The organism is Bradyrhizobium sp. CCGUVB4N, assembly GCF_024199945.1.
Lineage (GTDB): Bacteria > Pseudomonadota > Alphaproteobacteria > Rhizobiales > Xanthobacteraceae > Bradyrhizobium.
Window position 1 is genome coordinate 8615329 of sequence record NZ_JANADP010000001.1, and the last position, 16452, is coordinate 8631780.

Here is a 16452-nt window from a genome sequence, read left to right on the forward strand (position 1 = left end):
CAACTGGCGCGGAACCTAAAGGCCTGATCCGGCCCGGTCAACGCGCGACAGGGCCAAATTTTAGACCTTAGAAATGCGCTGCTCAATGGGTCAGTGACTTCGGGGTCAGCGGTTCTGGCCCGGAACCCAGAGCACGTCGCCGGCGCCATTATGGTTAGCGGCGCGGCTGGCCACGAACAGGAAGTCCGACAGGCGGTTCATATATTGGATGCCAGCGGCGCCGACCGCCTCTCCGGGCTGGGCCGCCAGTTCCACCATCACACGTTCCGCCCTGCGGCAAATCGTGCGGGCGACATGGAGGTAGGCGGCGGCCGGCGTGCCGCCCGGCAGCACGAAGGACGTGAGCGGTGCGAGCTTGTCGTTGAGCGCGTCGATGTCGTGCTCGAGCCGCTCGACCTGGCTGGCCACCACCCGCAGCCGCTCCGCCTTACCCTCGCGTTCGGGCACCGCGAGATCGGCGCCGAGATCGAACAGGTCGTTCTGAATGCGGCCGAGCATCGCATCGAGCTCCGGCGCATCGCTGGTGTGAAGGCGCACCACGCCGATCGCGGCATTGGTCTCGTCGACCGTGCCGTACGCCGCGATGCGCAGATCATATTTCGGACGACGCTCGCCGGTTCCGAGCGCTGTCGTGCCGTCGTCACCGGTCTTCGTATAGATGCGATTGAGCACGACCATGTTAGCGCCCCATCGCCCAGACCGCGATCATCGCGATGACGATCGCGACGAACTGCAGGAGAACACGCAGGCGCATCAGCTTCTGCGAGGTGTTGGGCGAGCCGCCGCGCATCATGTTGACGAGACCGAGCAGCAGCACGATCGCCACGGCGCCGGCTGCCACCGGCAGGATGAAAGTACTCAGGAGAGATGCCATTTGGGGGTGATAACACCGTGTGCGGCGCTCCGCCATGGCGTTCCCAATCTGGCTTTTAGGCCAATAATATCAGAAGCTGGCTGGATGATTTCCGATTTGCGCGCATGGCCTGCCGTCTTCGCCTCTCCAGCCTTGTGGGGAGAGGGAGCATTACGGGGCAGGCTGTGAAGGTCATCCGCACCGTCTATATCGTCGTTGAGGACGCCTTCTACACGTTCCTGGCCGACGACGGCTGGGCGATCTCGAGCCACATTGCGCTGTCGACGCTGATGGCGCTGTTCCCGTTCCTGATCGTGCTGACCTCGCTGGCCGGCTTCTTCGGCTCCAAGGAGCTCGCCGACCAGGCGGCCGGGCTGATGCTCGAGGTCTGGCCGAAGCAGGTGGCGGATTCACTGTCCGGCGAGATTCACGACGTGCTGACCACCACCCGCACCGGCGTGCTGACGATCGGCGCGGTGCTGTCGGTCTATTTCGCGTCCAACGGCGTCGAGGCGCTGCGGGTGGCGCTGAACCGCGCCTATGCGGTGGTGGAGATGCGGCGCTGGTACTGGCTGCGGCTGGAATCGATCGGCTACACGCTGGTCGCAGCCTTCACTGCGCTCGCCATGGCGTTCCTGATCGTGCTCGGCCCGCTCTTCATCGAGGCGGCGCGGCGCCATATTCCGCTGTTCGTTGAATCCAACGAGAGCATCCTCACCTGGCTGCGCTACGGCATCACCATCGGCGCGCTGGTGGTGGCGCTGCTTATCCTGCACGCCTGGCTGCCGGCAGGACGGCGCAGCTTTTTCCAGATCCTGCCCGGCATCGTTTTCACCATCGTGGCCTCGCTGATCTCGGGCATCGTGTTCGGACAATACCTGGCGCGCTTCGCCAACAATTACGTGACGATGTATGCGGGGCTGGCCTCGGTAATCATCGCGCTGGTGTTTCTGTATTTCATCGCCGCGATCTTCGTGTTCGGCGGCGAGCTCAACGCCGCGATCATCAAGTCGCGACTTCCTCACGGCGTTTCGCTTCAAGCAGCGCAGTCGCTAAGGCCCGCGGGGACACAGGCTTGACCAGGAAGGCGTCGGCGCCGGCCTCGCGCGACGCCGCCTCGTCCTCGCCGCGGCCGGACACGCCGATGATCGGGATCCGAGCCAGCGGCGCCTGCATTGTGCGGATCCGCCGGATCGCCTCGACGCCGTCGATGCCCGGCAACACCATGTCCATCAGCACCGCATCGAAGCCGCCTTGCGCGAGCCGATTCACGGCATCTTCGCCGCGCCCGATGAACTCGGCATGATGGCCGAGCTCGGTCAGAATGGTGTTGAGCACGACACGGCCAAATGGATTGTCTTCGACGCTCAGCACGCGCAGCGCCGCCAGCGCATCCGCCTCGCCGCGGCCCGGCTTGCGGGATTTCGCCGGCCCCGCCGCATCGAGAGAGACGGTCAGCGTGAAGGTGGCGCCACCGCCGCGCCGCGGCGCAACCACGATGTCGCCGCCCATCGCGCGCGCCAGTTGCTTCACCGAAGACAGACCGAGCCCGGCGCCGCCGAAGCGCGAGGCGATGGTGACATTGGCCTGGCTGAACGGGCGGAACAGCCGCTTGATCTCGGCCATGGTCAGGCCGATGCCGCTGTCGGACACCGAGAAGGCGACGCCGACCCGGCGCTTGTCCTTATCCTTGGCCTTGCCGCTTGCTTTGTCCTTGGCGGGACGCCAGGGCGCCGCCGACATCGCTACACCGCCCTGGTCGGTGAATTTCACGGCATTGTCGATCAGGTTCTCGAGCGCGGCGCGCAGGCGGACGGGATCGCCGACCACGAGGCCCGCCAGCTTGTCGGAGATCTCGACCTCGGCCTGGAGCCCCTTGGCGGCGGCGCGGCCGGCCAGCGAATCGCCGGTGCTGCGGGCGAGCGCCCGCAGATCGAACAGATCCTGCCGCAGCGTGCTGCCGCCCGCGCCCTTGCCGGTCTTGGCGGCATCGACGAACAGCGTGGCAAGGTTCGCCAGATGCTCGGCACCGGCCTTGATGGTGTCGGCCCAGCGCCGCTCCCGCTCGCCGAGATCGGAGGTCGACAGCAGATCGCTGATCGCGAGAATGCCGGTCAGGGGGGTGCGGACCTCGTGGGCAAAGGCTGCAAGCGCCGCCTGGATCACGTCAGGGGCCACGGCCTTGGTGCCGCGCTTGCGCAACCTCCCGGCTGCCCCGGACCGCTTCCGAGGCGGTTGCCTGGACTTTCGCGTGGTGCGCGCTGAGCGCGTTTTCGCCGCCATAAATCCCCTTCGAAGTATCCCTTCGAACCCCGGGCTATCGGCTCAGCATCGCACGGCGGAACCCCCGGAGTCACGGCGGCGTTTTGCTAACCCCCAGAGAAACTTAGCCTAATCCCACGGACCTGCGGATATCGGCAGGCGAGTGACCTGCCGCGCGCAACTCCCGCAGGCCGGTCGAGCGGTCCGATTTCGACAGCTTCCGCCCGTCGGCGGCGCGAATCAGGGAGTGGTGGCGATAGGCGGGCTCCGGCAGGCCGAGCAAGGCCTGGAGCAGGCGGTGGACGGAGGTGGCGTGAAACAGATCCTGGCCGCGCACGATCTCGGTCACGCCCTGAAGCGCGTCGTCGACCACCACCGACAGATGGTAGCTGGTTGGGGTCTCCTTGCGGGCCAGAATCACGTCGCCCCACGCCTCGGGCCGCGCGGTGACCGTGCCGCGCTCGCCATCAGGGCCCTCGCCCAACTCGTTCCAGCTCAGGCCGGTGACGCGCCGGCAGGCGGCGGCCATGTCGAGCCGCAACGCATAAGGCGCGCCGGTATCGATCAGACGCGACCGCTCGCCGGCCGCCAACACTTTCGCCTCGCCGGGATAGAGCGGCGCGCCGTCGGGATCGCGCGGCCATGGTCCACCGGCCTCGCGCGCAGCCACAAGCTTTGCGATCTCGGCACGGCTTTCGAAGGCGGGATAGACGAGGCCGAGCGCGGCGAGCTTGTCCAGGGCGCCGTGATATTCGGCGAGATGCTCCGACTGGCGCCGCACCGGCGTCTCCCAGCCGATCCCCAGCCAGGCGAGGTCTTCATCAATCGCCGTCTCGAACTCCGGCCGGCAGCGCGTCGCGTCGATGTCCTCGATCCGCAACAACAGCCGCCCGCCGGTTTCGCGCGCGCGATCGAAATTGAGCAGCGCCGAGTAGGCGTGGCCAAGATGCAGATAGCCGTTCGGGCTGGGGGCAAATCGGAAAACGGGTGGCGGCATATGGCAAGATCTCGTCATGGCCAAGACTCTGTATGACCAAGACTCTGTTACGATAGGAGATGGATGCGTAGGTCAAGCCTGTGCATGACAAGTAGAGCCATCATGACAATCCACCTCGAAACCCAGTCCGATCTCGAAGAGGCCGTCCACGCGCTGGTGAAGCGCGACCCGCGGCTCAAACCCGTGCTCGCGGTCGCGGGCATGCCGGCATTGCGGCGGCGTGAGCCGGGGTTTGCCGGGCTTGCCCATATCGTCTGCGGACAGCAGCTTTCGACCGCGAGCGCGGCTGCGATCTGGGGGCGGTTGTCAGCGGCCTTCGATCCATTCGACCACGAGGCGGTGCGCCGCGCCCGCACCGACCGGCTGGGACGGCTCGGCCTGTCGGCCGCCAAGATCAAGACGCTGAAACATCTCGCGCGTGAGCTGACCGCGCAGCGGCTGAACCTCGACGTGCTCGCGGAGGAGGATGCCGAGGCTGCGCACCACACGCTGATTGCGCTGCCGGGCATCGGGCCGTGGACAGCCGATGTTTATCTGCTGTTCTGCCTCGGTCACGGCGATGCCTGGCCGGCCGGCGATATCGCCGTGCAAGAGGGCATCAAGATTGGCCTCGGCCTTTCGGCACGGCCGACGGAAAAGCAGATGGCACCGATCGCCGAGCCCTGGCGTCCGTTGCGTGGTGCTGCCGCGCATCTGTGGTGGAGCTATTATCGCGCGGTGAAGAAGCGCGAAGGCGTCATCGCCGGCGAAGCAAACGCCGTTTCAAACAATGTTGCTGTTGCAAAGCGCCCGCGGGTGAAAGAGAAGATCCCGGCACGGAAAAAGCCGGGACCCTCGCCATGACATCAACCGACTTCATCGTTGCGCGCAACGATCTCGGACAATGCAAGCTGATCGAGACCGCCATTCCGGATGCAACCACGCTCCCGGCCGATGCGCTTTTGGTGAAAGTCGAGCGCTTCGCCTTCACCGCCAACAACATCACCTATGCCGTGATGGGCGACGAGCTGAAATACTGGCAGATCTTTCCGGCGCCGCAAGGCTTCGGCAACATCCCGGTGTGGGGCTTTGGCGAGGTGATCGCCTCGAAACATCCCGGCGTCGCGGTCGGCGAGCGGCTGTTCGGCTATTTCCCGATGGCGACCCATCTCGTCATCGAGGCCGCCGACGTCAGCAAGCGCGCTCTTCGTGATGGCGCCGAGCATCGCAAGCAGGTCTCGCCCGTCTACAATCTCTATTCCCGCGTCACCAACGACCCCGCCTTTGCTGGACATTTGGGCGATCTTCAGGCGCTGCTGCGGCCGCTGTTCATGCTGTCGTTCCTTGTCGACGACTTCCTCGCCGAGAACGACGACTTTGGCGCGAGCAGCGTGCTGCTCTCCAGTGCCTCCAGCAAGACCGCGTTCGGGCTTGCGCATCTCCTGCACAGCCGCGGCCGCAAGGTGATCGGGCTGACTTCGGCCGGCAACGCCGCCTTCGTCGGCTCGCTTCCTTGCTATGACGAGGTCGTCACCTATGATCGCGTCAGTGCACTGGCGCCCGATGTACCCGTCGCCTTCGTCGACATGGCCGGCAGCAGCGCGCTACGAACCGAGTTGCACCGACATTTCCGCGACCAGATGAAATGCTCCGTGCGCGTCGGTTTGACGCATCGCGCCACCGATGCCGACGAAGCCGCGCTGCCCGGCGCGAAGCCGCGCTGGTTCTTCGCACCCGACCACATCCGCAAGCGGGCGAAGGATTGGGGTCCCGGCGGCATCGAGCAGCGCTTTGGCGCAGCATGGTCCGGTTTCGCACCGATGCTGGAGCGATGTCTGAGCGTCGTCGAAAGCCGCGGGCCCGAGGCGGTACGGCAAGTCTATCTCGACACGCTGAAGGGGCGCATTCCCCCTGAGCAGGGCCACATGCTCTCGCTGCTCGGGTAAAGCACTTTTGACGTAGCCTGATCCAGTATAGCGTTTGACCTCAGAAGTTGGAGCATGATCGCTTCGGAAAATCGCCGCACACGTTTCCGGATCATGCTCGAGGAAACGCCGCGAAGACGGCCACGAGGTCGCGCATGCTGGATCGCACGAAAGATATCGCCGTCTCCGCGCAAGCCTGGCTCGATGAATTCGAGCGCGCGCTTGGCAAATCTGATGGCGCGGCACTCAACGGACTTTTTCTCGCCGACGGTTTTTGGCGCGATGTGCTGGCGCTGAGCTGGAACCTGCAGACGCTTGCAGGCCGCGATGCCGTCGCGCAGGCGCTTACTGCGCTCTCGCCGAAGGCGACACCAAACCATTTCAAAATTGCCCCGAACCGCGCGGCGCCACGCTGGGTGACACGGGCCGGCACCAACAATATCGAGGCGATCTTTCGTTTCGAAACCGCGCTCGGCCGCGGCAGCGGCATCGTGCGGCTCGTGCCCGACACCGCCGACGGCGATCGTCTGAAAGCGTGGACGCTGCTGACCGCGCTCGAGGAGCTCAAGGGCTTTGAGGAGCAGCTCGGCACCTCGCGTCCGCGGGGACAAGCCTATTCGCGCGACTTCCGAGGGCCGAACTGGCTCGACCTGCGCAACGCCTCGCGCGACTATTCCGACCGAGATCCCACCGTGCTGGTGGTCGGCGGCGGTCAGGCTGGCTTGGCGATTGCCGCACGGCTGAAGCAGTTGCAGATCGATACGCTGATCGTCGATCGCGAAACACGCATCGGCGATAATTGGCGCAAACGCTATCACGCGCTCACCCTGCACAACCAGGTGCAGGTCAATCACATGCCCTACATGCCGTTCCCGCCGAGCTGGCCGACCTATATCCCCAAGGACAAGCTCGCGAACTGGTTCGAGGCATACGTCGATGCCATGGAGCTGAACTTCTGGACCGGCACCGAGTTCGAAGGCGGCGCCTACGACGAAGCCGCAGGCCGCTGGACGGTGACGTTGCGCCGCGCCGACGGCAGCAAGCGCACCATGCATCCGCGTCATGTGGTGATGGGGACCGGCGTCAGCGGCATCGCCAACGTGCCTGATATTCCAACCCTCGATCGTTTCAAGGGCACGCTGCTGCATTCCAGCCGCTATGAGGACGGCGAGAACTGGCAAGGCCAACGCGCCATCGTCATCGGCACCGGCAACAGCGGTCACGACATCGCGCAGGACCTCTATTCCAGCGGCGCCGCGGTGACGCTGGTGCAGCGTTCGCCGACGCTGGTCACCAACATCGAGCCGTCGGCGCAGCTCGCTTACGCGACCTACAATGAGGGCACGCTCGAGGATAACGATCTGATCGCGACCTCGATGCCGACGCCGCTTGCGAAGAAGACCCATGTGATGCTGACGGAGCAGTCGAAGGATCTCGACAAGGAGCTGCTCGACGGCCTCCGCCGGGTCGGCTTCAAGCTCGACTTCGGCGAGGCCGGCACTGGCTGGCAGTTCAAGTACCTGACCCGTGGCGGCGGCTATTATTTCAACGTCGGCTGCTCCAACCTCATCGTCGACGGCGCGATCAAGCTGACGCAATTCGAGGACATCGACAGCTTCACGGCCGATGGCGCGCAGATGAAGGATGGCACGGCCATCACCGCCGATCTCATCGTGCTCTCGACCGGCTACAAGCCGCAGGAATACCTCGTGCGAAAGCTGTTCGGCGACGCCGTCGCCGACCGCGTCGGCCCGGTCTGGGGCTTTGGCGACGGCTTTGAGCTGCGCAACATGTATGCGCGCACCGGGCAGCCCGGCCTGTGGTTCATCGCCGGCAGTCTCGCGCAATGCCGGATCAACTCGAAATTCCTCGCACTGCAGATCAAGGCGATCGAGGAAGGGATCTTGCCACGCGGGGTGGACGCCGCTTGAGCCTCGCATCGACGCGGAGACAGTGTAGCCCCACGGCAGCGAATGAAGGAGAATACCAATGCCAGCCATTCTCGGTGCCGGCGAGCACCGCTATCGTGTCGTCGAAAATTTCGCAAAGCTTCCGGACGGCTGGCAGCTGACCGACGTCGCGTCCGTGGCGATCGACAGCAAGGACCGGGTCTACGTCTTCAACCGCGGTGAGCATCCGATGGTCGTGCTGGACCGCGAGGGCAATTTCCTGCGCAGTTTTGGCGAGGGCCTGTTCTCCCGTGCCCACGGCCTGCACATCGACGCCGACGATAATCTCTACTGCACCGATGACGGCGACCACACCGTGCGCAAATGCACGACCGACGGCAAGGTGCTGCTGACGATCGGCATCCCGGCGAAGCCGACCCCCTTCATGAGCGGTGAGCCGTTCCACCGCTGCACCCACACGGCGTTGTCGCCGAAGGGCGAGATCTACGTCTCCGACGGCTATGGCAATGCGCGCGTGCACAAATACACGCCCGACGGCAAGCTCATCAAAAGCTGGGGCGAACCCGGCACCGATCCCGGCCAGTTCAACATCGTGCACAACATCGCCACCGACGCCGATGGCTGGGTCTACGTCGCCGATCGCGAGAATCATCGCGTGCAGGTGTTCAACGGCGAGGGCAAATACGAGACGCAGTGGAATAATCTGCACCGCCCTTGCGCGCTGTGCTGTTGCGGCGGGGGCAAGAACCCGACCTTCGTCATCGGCGAGCTCGGCCCCGGCCTGGCCGTCAACCGCAAGGTGCCCAATCTTGGTCCGCGCCTGTCGATCGTGGACGCCACTGGAAAGCGCATCGCGCGGCTCGGCGGCGAGGGCGGCCCGGGTGTCGCCAGCGGCAAGTTTCTGGCACCCCATGGCATCGCGCTGGATTCGAAGGGTGACATCTATGTCGGCGAAGTCGGCGTCACCGACTGGAAGACGAGCTTTCCGGACGAGGAGATGCCGGCCGTCGTGCGCGCGACGCGTTGCCTGCAGAAGCTGGAACGGGTGCGGGAGTAGTCCCCCTACTCCACCTTGATCCCCGACGCCTTGATGATCGGCCACCAGCGGTCCGCCTCCTCCTTCTGGTAGGCGCGCAGCGCGTCCGGCGACTGCTGCACGAGCGGCGAGACCTGGATGCCGAGTTCGGCAAAGCGCTGCTTCAGCTGCGGGCTCGCCAGCATCTGCACCATGGCGGCATTGAGCCTTGCGGTGATGTCCTTCGACGTGCCCTTCGGCACCCACAAACCGTACCACAGCGAAGCGGAGTAGCCTGACAGACCTGCTTCATCCGCGGTTGGAATGTTCGGCCAGGATGGAGAGCGCGCCTTGCTGGTGACCGCGAAGGTCTTGATGCTGCCGGCGCCGACCAGCGCCTTGAAGTTCGAGGCCGGCTCGATCATCGCGTCGATCTGGCCGGCGACGAGGTCCTGCATCGCGGGTCCGTTGCCGCGGTAGGGCACGAATTGGAATTTCGTGCCGGTCTCCTTCTGGAACGCAATGCCGGCGAGATGACCGGTGGCGCCGACGCCGGCGATGCCGACCGACGCCTTGTCCGGATTGGCCTTCAGCCACGCGATCAATTGTCTGAGATCATCCGCCGGCAGATCCTTGCGCCCGACGATCAGCAGCGGCTCGCTGCCGATCAGGATCACCGGATCGAGGTCGCGCAGCAGATCGAACGGCAGCGCGTAGAGCCCGCCGGTCAGCATGTGCGTGGTCGAGGTTCCGATCGACAGCGTGTAGCCGTCGGGGCTGGCGCGCACCGCACGACCGACACCGAGCGAGCCGGCCGCACCGCCGACATTCTCGATCACGACCGGCTGTTTCAGCACGATGTTCAAGCGCTCGCCGAGGAACCGCGCCAACGTGTCGGTCGCCCCACCGGCCGGGAACGGCACGATCATGGTGATGGGGCGCGTCGGATAATCCTCAGCCGCGGCGGAGCCAATCGGCGCCGTGCCGAGCACGGCCGCGAGCAGCGTGGCGAACCAGCCTCGCATCGCCCCTCCCCAAATCGCGGCGTTTTTGAGCGTTTGCCACCCCGCCGCCGTATTGCTTGCACCTGAATAAGTCGCTCAACGGGCTTCACAATCCCGTCACGCTGCATGTAGTATGTCAATACATGCTGCTTCGCAGCGTATATTGGAGGCCGGGAGCGTTACTTGAACGCACATGTCTCGCAGGGCAGTTGGCCGGTGCTGGTCCTCAACGCGGACTTTCGGCCGCTGAGTTACTACCCACTGTCTCTGTGGTCGTGGCAGGACGCGATCAAGGCGGTGTTTCTCGATCGCGTCAACATCGTAGCGCATTACGATCAGGCGGTTCACAGTCCCACGCTGCAAATGCAGCTACCGAGCGTGGTCTCGCTCAAATCCTTCGTCAAGCCGACCACCCACCCCGCCTTCACCCGGTTCAACGTCTTCCTGCGCGATCGTTTCGCCTGCCAATATTGCGGCTCGCCGGAAGACCTCACCTTCGATCACATCATCCCGCGCAGCAAAGGCGGCCAGACCACCTGGGAGAACGTGGTGGCGGCGTGCTCGCCGTGTAATTTGCGCAAAGGCAATCTCACGCCCGCGCAGGCAAAAATGTTTCCGCGCCAGAGTGCGTTCGCCCCGACCGTGCACCAGCTCCACCGCAACGGCCGGCTGTTCCCGCCGAACTATCTGCACGACAGCTGGCTGGACTATCTCTACTGGGATACGGAGCTGGATCCGTAGCGGACGGCCTCACGCACCGATCGCGTTGCGTGGCGTTGGTCTTGCGCTTGATGCGCGATGCGGAGTTACGGCGCGATGATGTCGAGCCTGTCCCGCGGCGGAATAGTCGCCTTGAATGCCTCGAGCGCTGAAGTCACCTCTGCCGCGTCTGCCAACGGCGTACGGTAGAAGGCAACGTCTCGTTGCGACAGGATCACGGTCGTGGTTCGCAACACGGCCACCTTTGTCCAGGTCGATGGCACACCTTTCGGAAACCAGGCGTCGTAGATCATCACCAGGCCGACGCCGTGATCGCTCGCGAGAGCTGCCATTTCCGCAGGTCCATACTGCCCCGCGGTCCTGGCCTTCCGCACCTGTTCCGAGCCAAGGCCCCAGAGATCCAGCGTGTAGTTGGGATTGCGGTAGGCGACCATGCCAAGATCGTTGACCGCGACCGGATGCCGGTAGAACGATTTGGCGAAGCGAGCCAGCTGGTGTTGCTGCTCGTAGATATCGCTGGCCGCGATCGGCGTGACCAGCGCCGTCGTCACGTAGGGCATCGCTGCAATGCCAAGCCCAAGCACCAGCACGATCTTCGTGAGCGACCATTGCAACGCAGGCGGACGCGGCCAGACCTGCGCGACGCTCCAAAGCAACGCGGCCACAGCAAGCGCCATGATGTAGACCTCATAGCGGTTGAACCATCCATATTGGCCGAACACCAGATGAGCAGCGATGGCAGCGAGAACGGTCAGACAGACGATCACCGCCTTGCGATCGGCACGCAGCCAGGAGGCGCAACCGGCAAGCGCAAGACCGAGCATGATGAGCCGCAGGCCATAGGAGCTGCTGATGCTCCGCAGCATGTTCTTGACGACGGCAGGCAGATTGCTCGTGGATTCGCCATCGAGATTTGCGAGATAGCCCTTCAGCAGCACCGAACTCGGCAGCAGCGGCAGGCCGCGCGAGGCCATCAATGCAAAATAGCCGGACAGGCTGACGATGACGACGAGCGCGGCGCCGCCGGCAAAGCGCCGGTGGCCGAGCAGCGCGAAGCCGACAATGGCCGCACAGGCAAGGGCAATACCTTCGAAGCGGATCAGGGGAAGCAGCACCAGCGCGATGAAGTGGAGCGGCGTCGGCGCGAATCCGCGCGCCGCCGCGGCGAGACCGAGAAAGGTCACGACGGAGGCCCACACGTGAGCGCTGTGCTCCATGCCGGTCATCGGCAGCGCGATTGCGCTAACGTTAAAGATCAGGAGCAATGCGATCAGATAGCCGAACGCGCGATCATTGGCGTCGTCGAACAACCCGTTCGCCTCCAGCGCACGCAGAAGCGCAAACACTGTCGCACAGGCGGTGGCAGCGTTGATCAGCAGCGGGCCGAACGGGCCGAGATAGATGGCCTCGGTCAGCGCGAGAATATAAGGCCAGATGATCGAGGAGCTTGGCGATGAAAATTCGCCGGCGTTGACGCCATATCCGCCGGAGAGGATTTGGTCGGCAACCGCGAGATGGATGTAGGCGTCGTCCAGAGCGAAGATGAGCCTGAAGTCGCACAGCGCCACCATCGCGGCGAGCTCCGCCGCAAACAGCGCCGACCAAAGCAGCACGGCGACGGTCGAAGGACGGGTCCACCGCCCCGCGCCGGAAGCCGCAGACGATTGCCGAGCTGACCGCTCCAGGCCATCGCAATGATTCACGGCAATGGTCACAAAGCTCTCCCCGCGGGCCACGCCGAGCCCATCGCATTCGATACGATCAAGAGTTTAATCCCGCATTTCCGCCGGGCCGTAGCCGACCCGTTGCGTCAGCATTTCGTTAACGACGATGAGCGCCCGGGGGCCTTAGTTCCCCGCTCGCCACGAATCCGGGGAACCGTGAACGGTCCGTTACCGTCCGTTAAGCCAGAGCCGGCAAGCTCAGCCGCAAAGTTCCGTGGCACGTCGCGGTCTTCGATCCACCATCATATTCGGGCCAGGTCGCTTCATCCCCATGCTTGCCGAAACGCTGGAGTCTGTTCGATCGTCGCCGTCGAAGCGTACGCTCTATGTGCGCGTCGTCGTCGCGGCACTGGCGGCAATCCTTGTTCTCAAGATCTACTGGTTTGTCCGGTGGGGTTTCTGGCACGACCAGCAGGTGCCCGATTTCGCGGCGTTTCATCTCGTCGCACAGCGGATCTGGCTCGGCGATCTCGACCTGACCTACCAGTTCTCATTGTTCATGAAGATGCAGGCGAGCCTGTCGGGCGGCGCGAGCGGCTTCATGCCCTGGACGTACCCGCCCCAGTTCGACCTGCTGCTCGCCCCGCTCGCCTTCCTTCCGACCTGGGCCGCCTACGCCTTGTTCACCGGCACGACGCTCGCGGCTTACTTGATGACACTGCGCAAGCTCGCCGGAGAATACTTTGCCCAAGTCCTCGTCATCCTGTTTCCGGCGATCGCGATCACGATCGGCTGCGGGCAAAATGGATTGCTCACGGGTGCGCTGATCGGGCTCATCTGCGTCCATGCCGAGAGGCGCCAGGTGCTCGCGGGCCTCGCGCTCGGCGCCATGGTCATCAAGCCGCATCTCGCCGTCGCCATCAGCCTGTATCTGCTCGCGACGCGACAGTGGGCGACGATCGCCGTCGCAGCGGCGCTCGTGCTCGTGAGCTCGCTTGCGTGCACGCTGGCCTTCGGGCCGCAGATCTGGCTCGCCTGGCTCGGTGCGATCAGGGAGTCGGCGAGCTTTCTGGAGCAGGGCTCGTACCCCCTGTTCCGCATGATCTCCAGCTACGCCGCACTGTACAATTTCGGCGTCCCGGCAAGTGGCGCGTTCTGGGGCCAGGTCGCCATAGCCGGCCTTGCGCTCGGTGCCGTCGCACTTGGCATCGCTCGCCGGATGCCCCCTTCGTTCACACTCGGCGTCGCCGCGCTGGTCTCCGTGATGATCAGCCCCTACGCCTATGACTACGACCTGCCCATCGCCGGAATTGGTCTGGCACTGGTCCTTCCATATCTCCCCAAAGTGGCGAACCCGCGCGAGCGCAGCATGATGTACGCGCTCATCATGCTGGCCGGCGCCTACGGCTTGCTGCAATCGACGAACCTCGCCTCCAGCTTCGACGAGCACTTCAAGCCGGCGATCGCCGGTGCCGCACTGATGGTCCTGCTGGCGATGCTGCTGCGGATAATGTGGCGCGATGCGCCGCCGGTTACCGCTGCCGAACTCGGCGCACCGGCAGGCGCGCTCGAATAGCCCGCATCCGCGGGGCCATGGCGGACCATGGAACCGGAAGGGCAGGCTGCCCGTTCAGATGAACGCCACGCGGAGATCGTGGTGCAGCGCAAGCTAGGGAGGCCCGCCATGCCCGCAGCCGAGAAGGATCATGTCTACAAGATCCTGGAACTGGTCGGATCGTCCGAGACCTCGATCGAGGACGCAATCAAGAACGCGATCAGCCGCGCGTCCAAGACCGTGCGCGAGATGAAATGGTTCGAGGTGGTGCAGACGCGCGGCCACATCGAGAACGGCGCCGTGCGTCACTACCAGGTGACGCTGCGAGTCGGGTTTACCCTCGACGGGTGATGCGATGAACGCGAGGCAGACCGTCCCGCCGCGGCAACGTGGTTAACATCCACCGACGAGCGTTGATTAAAACGCCGACTATCCCCGCCGATTGACCACGGCCCCGCGCAATCATCACGGTTCTTGCAACAAGCCGTTAAGACCAAAGTGAGAGGTTTGCGCCGAATTGGAGCAGACCCGATGGCCCCGAGCCGCGAACTCGGCAAAACGCACCTTCCGCTCTGGGCGGCGGGGTTCGTTGCCCTGATCTGCGTGACGATCCTGGGCTTGAGCGTCTGGCGCGAATGGGAAACGCGCAACGCGGAGCTCAGAAGCGCCGAGATCGACGTTGCCAATCTGGCGCATTCGCTGGTCCAGCACGCGGACGACACGTTCGAGCTCGCCGATACGATCCTGGTCGGGCTGGTCCATCGGCTCGAGCTCGACGGATTGGGCCCGGACACAATCTCGAAGCTCCAGACCTATCTGCCGACCCGCAAATCATCGGACCGCATCCGCGGCATTTTCGTCTATGACGAAACCGGCCGCTGGCTGGCCACGACCGAGCACATCGACTTCTCCGGGCTCAACAACAGCGATCGCGAATATTTCCAGCAGCATCGCGCCTCCCCGGACAAGGGCACGCTGATCGGGCGCCCCATCAGGAGCCGCGCCGGCGGCCAGTGGATCATCACGGCGTCGCGCCGGATCGACCATCCCGACGGTAGCTTTGCCGGCGTCGCCCTGCTCACGATCGACGTCGCCTATTTCGCAAAATTCTACGAGCGATTCGACTTCGGGCCGAATGGCTCCGCATCGCTGCTCAACAACACCGGCATCATGCTGGCGCGGACCCATGACGAGAGCGAAACTTTCGTCGGACGGGATCTGTCCAATTCACCCTTGTTCAGAGACTGGGAAAGCCGTCCCGCCGCGGCAGTCTATTACTTCACGTCGCCGCTCGATGGCGTGCAGCGGCTGAGCTATTACCAACGCAGCAGCCACTATCCACTGATGGTGCTGGCGAGCAAATCGCAGGACGACGTGCTGGCTCCGTGGCGCCACGCCGCGGCCGCGCGCATGATCTTCGTCCTCGGTCTTGTGCTGCTGATCGCCGTGATCGGCTTCTATCTGGTCCGTCAGTTGTTGCAACGGCAGCGCATGGCGCAGGTCCTGGTCGCCAAGGAAGCCAATTTCCGCCTGCTGGCCGAGCAATCCAGCGACATGGTGACCCGGATCGGACTCGATAACCGGCTGCTCTACGTTTCTCCCTCATGCGTGCGCATCACGGGCTGGTCGGCCGAGGAACTGCTGGACACATCGGCCCTGTCCGGCATTCATCCCGATGACATGGAACGGGTCGAGCAGGTCATTGCCGCGCTGAAAAACGGCGAAGCCGAGGAGGCGCGGTTCGTCTATCGCCAGCGTCACCGCGACAAGGGCGAGATCTGGGCCGAAGCGGCGCTGCACGTGACCCTGGGGTCGGACAGTGGCGAGATCGACGGCGTCGTCGCTGTCATGCGCGACATCACTGAGCAGAAGGACCTTCAGGACAAGCTCGCCTCGCTTGCGACCACCGACGCTCTCACCGGCCTCGCCAACCGGCGCGCATTCGACGAACGCCTCGCCGAGGAGTGGGCGCGTAGCCGGCGCGACGGCACGCAGCTCTCGCTCCTGCTGATCGACGTCGACCATTTCAAGAAGTTCAATGACCATTACGGACATCTGGCAGGCGACGGATGCCTGCGCGCGCTGGGCCGGATTCTATCCACCACCGCCAGGCGTCCTGCCGACCTCGCGGCGCGCTACGGCGGCGAGGAGTTCGCCGTGCTGTTGCCGAACACCGGTCCGGAGGGCTGCGCCGAGGTCGGCGAAGGGATTCGCCAGGCGCTGCGCGATCTCGCCATGCTGCACGCGCAAAATCCACCTTCCCGCCTGGTGACTGTCAGCGTCGGCGCCGCGACGAGCCTGCCATCCCAGGCCACGGACTCAAGCACGCTGGTCGCTGCCGCCGACCGCGCACTCTACGCCGCCAAGGACAGCGGCCGTGACCGGCTGGTGATGTCGGGACAGGTTGTCCCCTGGCCCGCGAAGACCGCGTGACGGGATCGGTTGCTCCTCAGGCGCAACACATGCCACCCTTGTCGACGGAGCTTCAGTCCCAGACCGCGACGGATTGCAAAGCGGTGGTGCCGCCGACCGCTCGCTCTACAGCGCCACGGCGGCGACCGGCTGGAG

15 protein-coding genes are annotated in these 16452 nt (G+C 64.6%); 9 read left to right on the forward strand and 6 right to left on the reverse strand.

What is annotated here, in order from left to right:
• Positions 1–105 precede the first annotated feature (105 nt).
• A complete protein-coding gene (locus tag NLM31_RS40175; protein WP_254134674.1) occupies positions 106–678 on the reverse strand; it encodes a cob(I)yrinic acid a,c-diamide adenosyltransferase in 573 nt (190 codons plus the stop codon).
• 1 nt (position 679) lies between these two features.
• Complete coding sequence (locus NLM31_RS40180) at positions 680–874, reverse strand: twin transmembrane helix small protein (protein ID WP_254134675.1); 195 nt, start codon at positions 872–874, stop codon at positions 680–682.
• Between the two features lie 164 nt (positions 875–1038).
• Between NLM31_RS40180 and NLM31_RS40185 the strand changes: the two genes are divergently transcribed.
• Positions 1039–1932, forward strand: coding sequence for a YihY/virulence factor BrkB family protein (locus NLM31_RS40185; RefSeq protein WP_254134676.1), 894 nt, complete (start codon positions 1039–1041; stop codon positions 1930–1932).
• Here the strand turns inward: NLM31_RS40185 and NLM31_RS40190 are convergent.
• Both NLM31_RS40190 and gluQRS read right to left on the reverse strand, forming a co-directional pair.
• Positions 1859–3136: an ATP-binding protein gene (locus tag NLM31_RS40190; RefSeq protein ID WP_254134677.1), complete on the reverse strand. Its 1278-nt coding sequence runs from the start codon at positions 3134–3136 to the stop codon at positions 1859–1861. The genes NLM31_RS40185 and NLM31_RS40190 overlap by 74 nt on opposite strands.
• Before the next feature lie 103 nt (positions 3137–3239).
• On the reverse strand, positions 3240–4112 hold the full coding sequence (gene gluQRS, locus NLM31_RS40195) for a tRNA glutamyl-Q(34) synthetase GluQRS (RefSeq protein WP_254195815.1): 873 nt from the start codon (positions 4110–4112) through the stop codon (positions 3240–3242).
• 102 nt (positions 4113–4214) lie between these two features.
• Between gluQRS and NLM31_RS40200 the strand changes: the two genes are divergently transcribed.
• The 4 genes from NLM31_RS40200 to NLM31_RS40215 all read left to right on the forward strand — a co-directional run bounded on the left by NLM31_RS40200 (position 4215) and on the right by NLM31_RS40215 (position 8983).
• Positions 4215–4955 carry a DNA-3-methyladenine glycosylase gene (locus NLM31_RS40200; protein WP_254196342.1) on the forward strand — a complete coding sequence of 247 codons (741 nt, stop codon included), beginning with the start codon at positions 4215–4217 and terminating at the stop codon, positions 4953–4955.
• On the forward strand, positions 4952–6037 hold the full coding sequence (locus tag NLM31_RS40205; RefSeq protein WP_254195816.1) for a DUF2855 family protein: 1086 nt from the start codon (positions 4952–4954) through the stop codon (positions 6035–6037). The genes NLM31_RS40200 and NLM31_RS40205 overlap by 4 nt, the downstream gene beginning before the upstream one ends.
• A 134-nt stretch (positions 6038–6171) precedes the next feature.
• The gene (locus NLM31_RS40210) at positions 6172–7947 is read left to right on the forward strand and encodes an NAD(P)/FAD-dependent oxidoreductase (protein ID WP_254195817.1); all 1776 of its coding nucleotides are present in this window, start codon (positions 6172–6174) and stop codon (positions 7945–7947) included.
• A 58-nt stretch (positions 7948–8005) separates the two neighbouring features.
• The gene (locus NLM31_RS40215) at positions 8006–8983 is read left to right on the forward strand and encodes a peptidyl-alpha-hydroxyglycine alpha-amidating lyase family protein (protein ID WP_254195818.1); all 978 of its coding nucleotides are present in this window, start codon (positions 8006–8008) and stop codon (positions 8981–8983) included.
• 5 nt (positions 8984–8988) lie between these two features.
• Here the strand turns inward: NLM31_RS40215 and NLM31_RS40220 are convergent, their stop codons facing one another.
• A complete protein-coding gene (locus NLM31_RS40220; protein WP_254195819.1) occupies positions 8989–9966 on the reverse strand; it encodes a tripartite tricarboxylate transporter substrate binding protein in 978 nt (325 codons plus the stop codon).
• A 162-nt stretch (positions 9967–10128) separates the two neighbouring features.
• Between NLM31_RS40220 and NLM31_RS40225 the strand changes: the two genes are divergently transcribed.
• Positions 10129–10686: an HNH endonuclease gene (locus NLM31_RS40225; RefSeq protein ID WP_008142962.1), complete on the forward strand. Its 558-nt coding sequence runs from the start codon at positions 10129–10131 to the stop codon at positions 10684–10686.
• 65 nt (positions 10687–10751) lie between these two features.
• Here the strand turns inward: NLM31_RS40225 and NLM31_RS40230 are convergent, their stop codons facing one another.
• Positions 10752–12380, reverse strand: a complete 1629-nt coding sequence (locus tag NLM31_RS40230; RefSeq protein WP_254134684.1) for a hypothetical protein — start codon at positions 12378–12380, stop codon at positions 10752–10754.
• 280 nt (positions 12381–12660) lie between these two features.
• On the opposite strand from NLM31_RS40230, the gene NLM31_RS40235 reads away from it, so the two are divergent.
• The 3 genes from NLM31_RS40235 to NLM31_RS40245 all read left to right on the forward strand — a co-directional run bounded on the left by NLM31_RS40235 (position 12661) and on the right by NLM31_RS40245 (position 16317).
• On the forward strand, positions 12661–13905 hold the full coding sequence (locus NLM31_RS40235) for a glycosyltransferase family 87 protein (protein ID WP_254195820.1): 1245 nt from the start codon (positions 12661–12663) through the stop codon (positions 13903–13905).
• Positions 13906–14013: 108 nt separating this feature from the next.
• Complete coding sequence (locus NLM31_RS40240; RefSeq protein WP_254195821.1) at positions 14014–14235, forward strand: dodecin; 222 nt, start codon at positions 14014–14016, stop codon at positions 14233–14235.
• Between the two features lie 180 nt (positions 14236–14415).
• On the forward strand, positions 14416–16317 hold the full coding sequence (locus tag NLM31_RS40245; RefSeq protein WP_254134687.1) for a diguanylate cyclase domain-containing protein: 1902 nt from the start codon (positions 14416–14418) through the stop codon (positions 16315–16317).
• Positions 16318–16452: the final 135 nt, after the last annotated feature.